At 46.1% G+C, this 11,834-nt stretch carries 9 protein-coding genes and 1 pseudogene; 4 read left to right on the forward strand and 6 right to left on the reverse strand.

All coding sequences use genetic code 11. The annotated features are described in order from the left end of the window. Nucleotides 1-572: 572 nt before the first annotated feature. The 3 genes from MiAbW_RS01800 (at nucleotide 573) to MiAbW_RS01810 (ending at nucleotide 3,396) form a co-directional block, all read left to right on the forward strand. Nucleotides 573-1,343 carry a sirohydrochlorin chelatase gene (locus MiAbW_RS01800; RefSeq protein WP_151694679.1) on the forward strand — a complete coding sequence of 257 codons (771 nt, stop codon included), beginning with the start codon at nucleotides 573-575 and terminating at the stop codon, nucleotides 1,341-1,343. Next, nucleotides 1,340-1,804, forward strand: a complete 465-nt coding sequence (gene folK, locus MiAbW_RS01805) for a 2-amino-4-hydroxy-6-hydroxymethyldihydropteridine diphosphokinase (RefSeq protein WP_151694722.1) — start codon at nucleotides 1,340-1,342, stop codon at nucleotides 1,802-1,804. The genes MiAbW_RS01800 and folK overlap by 4 nt, the downstream gene beginning before the upstream one ends. Nucleotides 1,805-2,091: 287 nt before the next feature. Continuing rightward, nucleotides 2,092-3,396 (forward strand): cytosine deaminase, encoded by a 1,305-nt coding sequence (locus MiAbW_RS01810; protein ID WP_151694680.1) that lies wholly within the window; start codon nucleotides 2,092-2,094, stop codon nucleotides 3,394-3,396. Here MiAbW_RS01810 and MiAbW_RS01815 read toward each other — a convergent pair. Further along, nucleotides 3,382-3,723, reverse strand: a complete 342-nt coding sequence (locus MiAbW_RS01815) for a DUF952 domain-containing protein (RefSeq protein WP_151694681.1) — start codon at nucleotides 3,721-3,723, stop codon at nucleotides 3,382-3,384. The two genes, MiAbW_RS01810 and MiAbW_RS01815, sit on opposite strands and share 15 nt — an antisense overlap. A 235-nt stretch (nucleotides 3,724-3,958) precedes the next feature. Between MiAbW_RS01815 and MiAbW_RS01820 the strand changes: the two genes are divergently transcribed. After that, on the forward strand, nucleotides 3,959-4,954 hold the full coding sequence (locus MiAbW_RS01820; RefSeq protein WP_151694682.1) for an L-lactate dehydrogenase: 996 nt from the start codon (nucleotides 3,959-3,961) through the stop codon (nucleotides 4,952-4,954). A gap of 293 nt (nucleotides 4,955-5,247) precedes the next feature. Here the strand turns inward: MiAbW_RS01820 and MiAbW_RS01825 are convergent, their stop codons facing one another. The 5 genes and pseudogenes from MiAbW_RS01825 to psaA form a co-directional block, all read right to left on the reverse strand. Beyond that, entirely contained in the window at nucleotides 5,248-5,424 is a 177-nt protein-coding gene (locus MiAbW_RS01825) for a hypothetical protein (RefSeq protein WP_238707169.1), read from the reverse strand. A gap of 115 nt (nucleotides 5,425-5,539) precedes the next feature. Next, entirely contained in the window at nucleotides 5,540-6,142 is a 603-nt protein-coding gene (locus tag MiAbW_RS19485) for a hypothetical protein (protein WP_238707170.1), read from the reverse strand. Between the two features lie 251 nt (nucleotides 6,143-6,393). Then, nucleotides 6,394-6,888: pseudogene (locus tag MiAbW_RS01835) on the reverse strand (DUF29 domain-containing protein). A gap of 54 nt (nucleotides 6,889-6,942) precedes the next feature. Next, nucleotides 6,943-9,156: a photosystem I core protein PsaB gene (gene psaB, locus MiAbW_RS01840; protein ID WP_151694683.1), complete on the reverse strand. Its 2,214-nt coding sequence runs from the start codon at nucleotides 9,154-9,156 to the stop codon at nucleotides 6,943-6,945. A gap of 178 nt (nucleotides 9,157-9,334) precedes the next feature. Beyond that, a complete protein-coding gene (gene psaA, locus MiAbW_RS01845; RefSeq protein WP_371730748.1) occupies nucleotides 9,335-11,584 on the reverse strand; it encodes a photosystem I core protein PsaA in 2,250 nt (749 codons plus the stop codon). Between the last annotated feature and the right edge of the window lie 250 nt (nucleotides 11,585-11,834).

The following is an 11,834-nucleotide window of genomic DNA, read 5'->3' on the forward strand; positions in this document are numbered from 1 at the left end:
TTATCAGGGAGAATCAAGGCAATGGCGGAGCGAGGATTTATTTCGGGTTCTGATTCCTCGTCTTTAATCATAGGCCGTTAAGTTCTGTCACCGTTCACCTTGTTGCTACCAGTGGACCCAATAGTAGTTTTTCGATCGATGGGTTAGGATCAAAGGTTGTCCCTGTCTTTTTGAAAAAGAAGGGGAAAATAGTCGGCGCACAGCTGCCGCTAACCTGACTTGATTTTAAGGTTCTAATGACAACTTCTTGAGCAGTAAATAAAGATAAATATTAGCAGATGAATTACGCTAGTTAAACTTGACTAACTTCAACTTTATTGACTTTTGATGATGATGAGAACAAAACTATTAATTAGATAGGACTGGCTGAACAAATCTAAAAACCTTGTTGGATAAGATGTGGGTTGATTGGCTCTCACTTCACATCCCGTAAAATGTTAGTGCTTGGAGCTAGTGGGAGCTTTTCTGCTTGCCAATCGAGATAGGCTAAATTGAGAATATCAGGGGCATTGATGCCTAAAGGGAGACAAAATGTATTAGGCTAAAAGCTAAACTATTTTGGCAAGATTTCTTTGAAGACCTCCTCAGCCTACTTATTGGTTTTCCACGGTAGTCGCGATCCGCGTCCAGCCCTGGCGCTGACACGATTAGCAGCCTTAGTTCGGGAAAAAATCAGTCAACCCGCCGAAAGATTGGCGAGTAAATCGGAGTTTAGCCCATCTCTAGCGGTTCTAGAAGCAGATAGTCGGGTATTAGTGGGGACGGCTGCCCTCGAATTAGCGATAACACCTTTCCATCAACAAATAGAAGCTTTTGCCCAACAAGCACAAAGCCAAGGATGTAACCGGTTGCAGATTATCCCCCTGTTTCTCCTGTCGGGGGTTCACGTTAAAGAAGATATTCCCGCAGCCGTGGCCAAAGTGAGATCGCCGATCAAGCTAGAGTTAAAGCCCCATTTAGGCAGTTATCAGGGCATAAAATCGCTGTTATCCCGACAATTTGCCGATTTAAGCCATCAAGAGCGCATTTTACTGTCCCACGGTAGTCGTCGCCCTGGCGGTAATCGGGAGGTGGAAAATCTAGCAGCGTTTTTTGGGGCAATTACAGCTTATTGGTCGATCGAACCGAGTTTATCCCAACAAATCGAGAGTTTAATCGCTCAAGGTAGCCGAAAAATTTCTATACTGCCCTATTTCCTCTTTGCTGGTGGAATTACGGCCGCGATCGAAGCCCAAGTTTTTGCACTATCACAAAAGCATCCAAATGTCAATATATTTTTAGGTAAATCTTTGGGGGCGACGGGGGAATTAGCCGAGATTATTGTTGAGGAAGGATGTGGATGAAGCGGGCAGCGATCGCTTTGGGCAGTAATTTAGGAGATTCAGCGACAATTTTAGGGCAAGCTTTAGGGGAATTAGAGCGAGTCAAAGGAATTAAACTAGAAGCTCATTCCCAATGGTATCAAACCGCCGCCGTCGGACCGCCTCAGCCCGATTATCTCAACGGTTGCGCCATTGTGCAAGTGGATTTATCGCCCCTAGATTTACTGGATAAATTATTAGAAATCGAGCAGTTATTCGGGAGAGTCCGACGGGAAAGATGGGGACCGCGTACCCTCGATTTAGACTTAATATTTTATGATAACCTGATCTTAAAAACGCCCGAATTACAGATACCCCATCCTCGCTGCCGAGAACGCACCTTCGTGCTGCTTCCCCTGGCAGAAATTGCCCCCGATTGGCGAGATCCTGTCACTGGAAAAACCATCCTTCAGTTATTGGGGGAATTGAGATTGGGGGAGTAGGGTGTCCATTAACCTGCGGGAGTCCCTACCCGAGCGCGTAGCGGGATAGGCACGATTTGGGTTTCTGTTTCATTACACCTCCAGCAAAAGTAAGTTCTCGAGCCGCTATCAGGTCAAAATATCGAAAACCTCAGATAAATTTGACATAATCTTAGGTTTTATGGATAGTTTGCTTTTTTCTCCTCCTATCTCCTATCTACTGTTTCCTCACCTAAGGTCAGATTTTTGATTTTTGCAGAAAATCTATTGTCGTCGTAAAACTACGGGTTTCAGACCCAAAAATTTCAATGATTCCCTCAAGCAATCGCTACTGGCTCAAAAATGCCCATATTCCCGTTTCCCTCCTAGAAAATGAGAGTTTTTCTCCCCAAACCTCCGAGGGATTAACCTTAATTCATCTAGAAATTAATGACGGTTACATTAATCGCATCACCTCAACCATCCCCCCCGAAGACAATATTCCCGTTATCGACCTCAAAAAAAAGCTTGTTTTTCCTTGTTTTGTCGATATGCACACCCATCTCGATAAAGGTCACAGTTGGCATCGTTGTCCTAACCATGATGGCACTTTTGACAGTGCCTTAAAAATGGCCCTAGAGGATTCTCTACGGCAGTGGCGCTTAGAGGATGTGTATCGTCGCATGGAATTCGGCCTTAAATGCAGTTATGCTCACGGAACCGCCGCTATTCGTACCCATATCGACTCTTTTGGTCAACAGGCACAGATTAGCTTAACCGCTTTGGCAGAATTGCAACGACAATGGGCAGGTAAAATCACCCTGCAAGCGGTTTCTCTAGTTTCCCTTGACTACTATCAAACCTCCGAGGGAGCGGCCTTAGCCGATAAAATTGCCGAATTTGGCGGCATATTAGGGGGAGTAGCCTACACAAATCCCGATTTACAGGCACAAATTGATATTACCTTCAAATTAGCCCAAGAAAGGGGTTTAAATCTCGATTTTCATCTGGATGAAAACGGCGACCCCGATTCTACCTGTTTAGCAGCGATCGCGCGTACTGCTATCAAAGAGCAATTTGACGGACAAATCATCTGTGGTCACTGTTGCAGTTTAGCAGTACAATCCCCTGAAATAATCCAAGAAACCCTAAATTTAGTCAAAAATGCGGGCATTGCTATCGTTAGCTTGCCGATGTGCAATCTCTACCTACAGGATCGTCAAAAGGAAAAAACCCCCTTTTGGCGCGGGACAACTAAGGTAAAAGAGATGAAAAAAGCGGGAATTCCAGTGGCTTTTGCCAGCGATAACTGTCGCGATCCCTTTTATGGTTTTGGGGATCACGATGGTTTAGAAGTCTTTACCCAAGCGGTGCGGATTGCCCATCTCGATACACCCTACGCTGACTGGGTAAATAGTGTCACCCTCACCCCAGCAAATCTGCTCGTATTGCCCCATTTAGGGCGCATTAAGACGGGTCTAGAGGCAAATTTGTTAATTTTCAAGGCTCGCTACTTTAGCGAGCTATTATCGCGGCCACAGTGGGATCGTCTCGTGATTCGGCGCGGGTTGAGCATCGATACTACTCTCCCCGATTACCAAGAGTTAGATGATTTAGTTCTAGAAATTGATTAAATCCTGTAATGGTTTGACAAAAACCACCGATTCTAGGTTGATAGCACCGTAAATATGGGGAAAAGTCTCTCTTTCTAGCTCTAGAGTTGCATTTTCTGGGTTAGGATGTTGGGGCTGCTCCCATTTAACTGGGGACTGCAATTGTTCAGGAGAAATGGCTAAAACCAGCAAATCTGGCTGATTTTGATAAAAAGCGGCCACAACTTTCGGAATTTGTTCTAAGGTGGAGCAATGGATAAATCCCTCATTTTTTAGAGAATGCGCCCGATATTCCCCCATTTCACGAGCTATTCGCCAACCTCTTTCTGTAGTGATGTGATAGATCATCGGTTCGCCTCCTACTGTTACCTTATTCCTAATTTTAGGATATAGCCTGAAGCTGTCAGTAGCCCTCAATTCTCTTAAACTAGAGGTCAGGGAATAAAGACAAGAAATTCGTCCGACTAATTACCAGAGAAAAATTGCCGATAACGTCCTCAAAATCTCTTTATAGTCTCCTTTTACCTGATATTAACCATTTCCCCTTAAAATGAGCTTACCGAGCCAGTAACTGCAAAAATCTATGTTAGATAAAATATTTACTCCCAATCCCTACGCTGAAAAACCCGCACCTCTACGTCCTCGCAAGGGAGTAATTATCGGTGTTGGTCAGGTGGGGATGGCCTGCGCTTACTCGATGTTAATTCAAGACTGTTTTGATGAATTAATTCTCCAGGATATCGCCACGGATAAAGTCGAAGGGGAAGTGATGGATTTAAGGCACGGAATGCCTTTTATTGAACCCACAGACTTGAAAATGGGAACCGTGGCCGATGTGGGACAAAATGCCGATGTGGTGATTATTACTGCCGGGGCCGCCCAAAAAGAGGGAGAAACCCGATTACATCTCCTTGAAAGAAATGTGGCAATTTTTCGCCGTATTCTCGCAGATGTGGCTGTTTACTGCCCCAGTGCTTTGATTTTGGTGGTGAGTAATCCCGTCGATATCATGACCTATGTTACCCTGAAAATAACCCGTTTTCCGCCTTCTAGGGTGATTGGTTCGGGTACGGTGCTAGATTCTGCCCGTTTACGCTCTCTTTTATCCACCCAACTCCATGTAGATGCGCGTAACGTCCACGCTTATATTATCGGTGAACACGGGGATAGTGAGCTTGCTGTCTGGAGTTCGGCTAATATCGGAGGAGCAAGGTTACTCGAAGGAGATTGGCAGGATTTAAGCGCAACCGACCAAGAAAGCTTAACAGAAATTTTTCTTCAGGTTAAAAACGCCGCCTATGAAATTATCAAACGCAAGGGTTATACTAGCTATGCGATCGGTTTAGCTGCCACGGATATCGTTAAAGCGATTTTACGTTCCCAAGAAAGAATTCTCACTATTAGCACTCTCCTCGATGGTCAATACGGTCTCAAAGATGTGTGTTTAAGTATTCCCTCGGTGGTTAACGAGAAAGGAGTGATTAAAACCCTGAATCTTGCTCTCAGTCCCAGAGAAACGGAACAGTTACATAATTCGGCCAAAATTATGCGCGATTTAATCGATCAACTCAAAATTTAACCTAGGGTTTCCTGAATAAATCTAAAAACAGGGTAAGATTTTTAGATTTTTTTGCCCTCAAAAAGTGCTGGACATAAGAGCGATGGGGGGGAAATTTTAGGTACTTTTTCCCTGAAAATTAGGTAATTGACCCCACCTCAACTGAGTGTTAGTGAGTCTGTCGAAGTCTCACCGTCGAAGCCTTTTGCCTATCCTGATATGTAGCCTATACTCAACGGATTTAGTATAACCACCCACACCCCCCAAATCACCTTAATTTACCGCCATCGTCGCAATAGCTAACGTTACTGAGACTAACTATTTCTTTTCAAGGCAATTGCTAATTGTCTCAGTCGTTCACTAACTTCTAAATTAAATTCTTGAGATTTCAAATTAGCGGGTAATTCTGCCACAAGCTGAGGATTCTCCTTATACCATTCGTTTTGGGCGACACCTGCCCATGTTCCTTCTTTTTCTCGAAAAATATCCACTAATCCTCTTAATTAAGTACCTAAGCAAAATTAATTACACATTTCGATAAAGCTTTTGCCTATTGCCTATTGCCTTTTGCCTATCCTAACCAAGAAATTAATTTTACACGACTACTTATTGAATACAGTAGGACTCAAATCCTGCAGCTTCAAAAATACCATGGCGTAGATATTCTTCAAAAGCGTTAATATCATTAGTTACTTCAAAGGTAACAACCTCTCTGGGTGGGGTTAATTGGTCGGCTAAATCGATAACTGTATCTACTTTCATTCCGATAACGTTTTTGGCAATTTCTGTTACACCTAACACCTGTTGACGAAGATTAGAGTTAAAGAGTAAATCAGAACCATACTTAACGTATTTTTTTAAGACTCTAAAAGCAGGTTCATATCCTTGATAATAGTTATCAATCAGTTCCACATCAGCCCCTAAGGATTTGACAATTTGGCTGCGGGTATCACTGTTAACAGGACCGCGAATTAATGTTTCAGCAACGGGACGAGCAAATCTTAAAAATAACACTGATAAACTATTTTCTAAGCGAGTTAAAAACTCCTGTTCTGAATAACCAATTAATCGTTCTTTTACTTGAGAACTTCCCCATAATAAAGAGGACATATAATCGACTAATTTTAAGGCTTCATCTTTCCAATAACCCGCTAGAAGGTTAGCTTTATTTTCCACTGCTTGGAAAACTTCGTAAGATTTTTGACTCATAATACTCTACCGCTGACAAAATAAGCCACAACTTCACTATAACGATAATTTTTTTTCCTGCCTAGATCTCCTGCAAAAATCAAAAATCTTCCCTTATGTAAGGAGACGAAGGACAGGAGGAGAAAAAAAACAAGAAACAAATATCCTCTCGATAAAACCCAAGATTATGTCAAATTTATCTGAAGTTTTAGATATTTTGAACCGATAGCACCTCGATCACTTACTTTTACAGGAGGTCGCCTTTGATTCTCCTATTCTACTGGTAAAAAATCAAAATCTATAATTTCTGCAAAAGTATAAGGACAAACTTGCGGAAAAGTATCAACAGATAAACCAGTTTTTTTGATTACCGATCGCTTGGCTTTATCATAAATAATATCTAGCCTAGAAGCCCCATAATTGTAGAGGGTTTTTGACTGGAATAAAATTTCTAGTTCTAGACGAAAATTATCGATTTCATCGGCCTATTCCCAGCCATAATTGCCTTTTTCAGTCAGCCAATACTGATACATTAATAAATGTTTAACGGTTTGAATTAGATAGCTTTCCACTTTGTTTCTTTGTTCTCTACCCAAATCTTCTATCTCCGTTAAAAGATGTTCCCAATCTAAATTTTTCATCTCCCCGCGTCGAATTTGTTCAATGGTTCGCTCAATCCACAAAACAAAGTCCTGATCATAAAGCTGTTTTAATTCTTCCACCTGCATAGATTTTTGAGATTGAGCCGCGCTTTTATGATCAATCATAAACAAAACCCCCCACCAAATGGCGGGGGGTTTTTTAGTCACCTAATTCAAGGTTTAGCCGAACTTGCCAGCAGTGGAAGCGATCAAGAAGGCGGCGTAGGTGAAGATATAGCCAACGGTGAAGTGAGCTAAACCAACCAAACGAGCCTGAACGATCGAGAGAGCCACGGGTTTGTCTTTCCAACGAACGAGGTTCGCCAGAGGAGTGCGTTCGTGGGCCCAAACGATAGTTTCGATCAACTCTTGCCAGTAACCACGCCAAGAGATCAGGAACATGAAACCGGTTGCCCAAACGAGGTGTCCAAAGAGGAACATCCAAGCCCAGACAGAAAGGTTATTAACACCGTAGGGGTTGTAACCGTTGATTAACTGAGCCGAGTTAGCCCAGAGGTAATCGCGGAACCAGCCCATCAGGTAGGTGGAGTTTTCGTTAAACTGAGCCACGTTACCCGACCAGACACCGAGGTGTTTCCAGTGCCAGTAGAAGGTTAGCCAACCCAAGGTGTTCAACATCCAGAACATGGCTAGGTAGAAGGAATCCCAAGCAGAGATGTCGCAAGTACCGCCACGGCCGGGACCGTCGCAAGGGAAGGAATACCCGAAGTCTTTTTTATCGGGCATTAATTTGGAACCACGAGCGTCTAAAGCACCTTTAACCAGGATTAGAACGGTGGTGTGTAAACCAAGAGCGATCGCATGGTGAACTAAGAAGTCGCCAGGACCGATGGTTAAGAATAGGGAGTTAGTGCCGCTATTGATTGCGTCTAACCAACCGGGTAACCAAACATCACCGTAGTTAGGATAGGCGGTGTAAGCGATACTATCGGGGTTAGACAACAGTACGTTCATGCCGTACAGGGTTTTACCCGAAGCTGCTTGCACGAATTGAGCAAACACAGGTTCGATCAGGATTTGTTTTTCGGGAGTACCGAAAGCGACGACCACATCGTTATGAACGTAGAGGCCGAGGGTGTGGAAACCTAAGAAAAGGGAAACCCAGCTTAGGTGAGAGATGATCGCTTCTTTATGCTCCAGCATCCGCGCCAGCACGTTATCTTTGTTCGCTTCGGGATCATAGTCACGCACGAAGAAGATAGCACCGTGGGCGAAAGCACCCACCGCTAGGAAACCAGCGATGTATTGGTGGTGGGTATAAAGAGCCGCTTGGGTAGTGTAGTCCTTAGCGATAAAAGCATAAGGGGGTAGCGCGTACATATGCTGCGCCACCAGAGAGGTGATCACGCCTAAAGAAGCCAGGGCCAAACCGAGTTGGAAGTGGAGAGAGTTGTTAACCGTGTCATAAAGATTTTTGTGACCGGCTCCTAACTTACCACTGGGGGGTTTGTGGGCATTGAGGATTTCCTTAATGCTGTGACCGATGCCCCAGTTGGTGCGGTACATATGACCAGCCACAATGAAGATCACAGCGATCGCCAAGTGGTGGTGAGCCATATCGGTTAACCAGAGGGACTCGGTTTGGGGATGGAAACCACCTAAGAAGGTGAGAATCGCAGTTCCTGCGCCTTGGGCGGTACCGAAAATGTGGTTAGCAGTATCGGGGCTTTCCGCATACACACCCCAGTTACCAGTGAAGAAGGGTAGTAAACCCGCCGGGTGGGGGGGAGTGGAGAGGAAGTTGTCCCAACCAACGTGCTGACCGCGGGATTCGGGAATAGCAACGTGAACCAGGTGTCCGGTCCAAGCCAGAGAGCTAACACCGAACAGAGCGGCGAGGTGGTGGTTCAGGCGAGATTCAGCGTTTTTGAACCAAGCGAGGCTAGGACGGAACTTAGGTTGTAAGTGTAACCAGCCAGCAAAGAGGAAAATCGCCGAGAGAATCAGCAGGAACACTGCACCTTGGTATAGGTCTTGGTTGGAGGTCATACCGATGGTGTAGAACCAGTGGTAAACCCCGGAATAGGCGATGTTAACCGGATTAGAAGCACCAGCTTGGGTGAAGGCATCCACAGCGCCTTTACCGAACTGGGGATCCCAAATCGCATGGGCGATGGGACGGATGTTTAAGGGATCTTTGATCCACTGCTCGAAGTTACCTTGCCAAGCGACGTGGAATATAGTACCGGAAGTCCACAGGAAAATGATTGCAATGTGGCCGAAGTGCGACGCGAAAATCTTTTGGTAGAGATTCTCTTCCGTCATGCCATCATGACTTTCAAAATCGTGGGCTGTGGCGATCCCGTACCAAATCCGACGGGTGGTCGGATCTTGGGCTAGATCTTGGCTAAATTTAGGGAATTTAGTTGCCATAGCTGTTTAGGAAATTCTCCTCTCTAAATAACTGAGGCTCTTACACGAGTGCTGGTTATTTCCTTTTTTAAATTCACCTACTGTAATAGGAAACGCTTACAGAGGGATCGGTCAATCGACGCTGGTTCAGCCTAGTCTTGCCAATCCCCGGGGGACTGGCAAGCCTTTATAGGCAAGTTTAGCCAATCGAGAGACTTCTGGCCAAGAAGAATGCCCAAGTGGTGACAATACCGCCTAGTAGGTAGTGAGCCACACCAACGGCACGACCTTGAATGATGCTCAGGGCGCGAGGTTGGATAGCGGGGGCAACTCTTAACTTGTTGTGCGCCCAGACGATCGACTCGATTAGTTCTTGCCAGTAGCCGCGACCACTGAACAGGAACATCAAGCTAAACGCGAAGACGAAGTGACCGGCTAGGAACATGATTCCGTAGGCGGACAGAGCGGAGCCATAGGAATTAATGACTTGCGCCGCTTGCGCCCAGAGGAAATCCCGTAACCAACCGTTGATGGTGATGGCACTTTGGGCGAAGTTACCGAGGGTAACGTGGGTGACAGTGCCATCGGGGGCGACGGTTCCCCAGACATCGGACTGCATTTTCCAGCTAAAGTGGAAGATTACGACCGAGAGGGAGTTGTACATCCAGAACAGGCCGAGGAAGACGTGATCCCAACCCGAAACTTGGCAGGTACCGCCGCGACCGGGACCATCGCAGGGGAAACGGAAACCGAGATTCGCTTTATCGGGAATCAGACGGGAACCGCGAGCGTAGAGAACCCCTTTGAGGAGAATCAACACCGTTACATGGATGGTGAAGGCGTGGATGTGATGCACGAGGAAATCGGCAGTACCGAGAGTGATCGGCATCATGGCCACTTTGCCACCCACTGCTACCACGTCGCCACCGAAAGCATAACTAGCGGTAGTGAGAGCGTTAGGAGCGGTGTTGCCAGGGGCTAGGGTGTGGAGACTTTGTACCCATTGGGCAAAGATGGGTTGTAGTTGAATTCCCGTATCCGAGAACATATCTTGGGGACGACCAAAAGCCCGCATGGTGTCGTTGTGAATGTATAAACCGAAGCTATGGAAGCCAAGGAAAATACATACCCAGTTCAGGTGGGAGATAATTGCGTCGCGATGACGGATCATCCGATCGAGCAGGTTATCGACGTTTTTGGCCGGATCGTAGTCCCGCACCATGAAGATCGCTCCGTGCGCTCCCGCACCGACGATTAAGAAGCCACCGATCCAAGTGTGGTGAGTAAACAAGGATAGTTGGGTGGCGTAGTCCGTCGCCTGATAGGGATAGGGCGGCATGGCGTACATATGGTGGGCCACGATGATGGTTAGCGAACCTAAGAGAGCCAGGTTAATCGCTAACTGAGCGTGCCAAGAGGTGGTCAGGATTTCGTACAGTCCTTTGTGACCTTGACCGGTGAAGGGACCTTTGTGGTTTTCGAGGATTTCCTTCATGCTGTGACCGATACCCCAGTTGGTACGGTACATATGACCAGCAATGATGAATAATACAGCGATCGCCAAGTGATGGTGAGCAGTATCGGAAAGCCAGAGACCACCGGTCACGGGGTTCAAGCCACCTTTGAAGGTGAGGAAATCCGAGTAAGCACCCCAGTTAAGGGTAAAGAAGGGGGTCAAACCCTGGGCGAAACTGGGATATAAGTCCGCCATCTTGCTCGGTTCGAGAATGAACTCGTGGGGCAAGGGGATATCTTGGGGAGCAACTCCCGCATCGAGGAGTTTGTTCACCGGTAAAGAAACGTGAATCTGATGACCGGCCCAACCTAGGGAACCTAAGCCGAGTAAACCCGCCAAGTGGTGGTTCATCATCGATTCCACGTTTTGGAACCATTCCAGTTTCGGTGCGCTTTTGTGGTAATGGAACCAACCAGCAAACAGCATCAGGCCCGCCATAACTAAACCACCGATAGCGGTGCAGTATAGCTGATAGCTGTTGGTGAACCCGGAGGCGCGCCAGAGGTAGAACAGACCAGAGGTGATCTGAATACCGTGGAAACCACCGCCCACATCACCGTTGAGGATGCCTTGACCGACGATCGGCCAGACCACTTGGGCGCTGGGTTTGATGGCCAGCGGGTTGGTTAACCAAGCTTCATAGTTAGAAAATTTCGCGCCGTGGAAGTACATTCCACTCAGCCAAACGAAGACAACGGCGAGATGTCCGAAGTGGGCGCTGAAGATTTTCCGAGAAATATCTTCGAGATCGCTGGTTTGACTATCAAAATCGTGGACGTTGGCGTGTAGGTTCCAAATCCAGGTGGTGGTTTTGGGTCCTTTGGCTAAAGTGCGATCAAAATGCCCCGGTTGCCCCCACTTCTCAAAGGAAGTAGGTACTGGGTCTTTATCTACAATCACTTTAGCTACCGCCTCTTTGGGGGGGAGTGCCATGAGGATTCTCCTCTCTCGACAATAGACTTAGCGTTTTATTTGAGGATAGATTTTTTAACCTAAAAAAGGCAAGTTGAAATCTGACCCACCTTTTGTTAATGTCGCTTGACTTTCCTCTTGGGTGAGATTCCAGTCGAAAGCATCAATAGTAGATGATAAGTCTTTGTTCTCTTGTCTGTTCGTTGTGCTTAACAATAATTAAAATTCTCTTAATCCTTGATAGGAGAGACATTTTCTGCTATGGACGGTC

Origin of the sequence: Microcystis aeruginosa NIES-4325, assembly GCF_008974145.1 — a bacterium.
In the GTDB taxonomy this organism is placed as follows: Bacteria; Cyanobacteriota; Cyanobacteriia; order Cyanobacteriales; family Microcystaceae; genus Microcystis; species Microcystis aeruginosa_G.

Coding starts and splice junctions, on each gene's coding strand:
- folK (WP_151694722.1), top strand. CDS start 1,340: ATGAAGCGGGCAGCGATCGCTTTGGGCAGTAATTTAGGAGATTCAGCG.
- MiAbW_RS01810 (WP_151694680.1), top strand. CDS start 2,092: ATGATTCCCTCAAGCAATCGCTACTGGCTCAAAAATGCCCATATTCCC.
- MiAbW_RS01815 (WP_151694681.1), bottom strand. CDS start 3,723: ATGATCTATCACATCACTACAGAAAGAGGTTGGCGAATAGCTCGTGAA.
- MiAbW_RS01820 (WP_151694682.1), top strand. CDS start 3,959: ATGTTAGATAAAATATTTACTCCCAATCCCTACGCTGAAAAACCCGCA.
- MiAbW_RS19485 (WP_238707170.1), bottom strand. CDS start 6,142: ATGAGTCAAAAATCTTACGAAGTTTTCCAAGCAGTGGAAAATAAAGCT.
- psaB (WP_151694683.1), bottom strand. CDS start 9,156: ATGGCAACTAAATTCCCTAAATTTAGCCAAGATCTAGCCCAAGATCCG.
- psaA (WP_371730748.1), bottom strand. CDS start 11,584: ATGGCACTCCCCCCCAAAGAGGCGGTAGCTAAAGTGATTGTAGATAAA.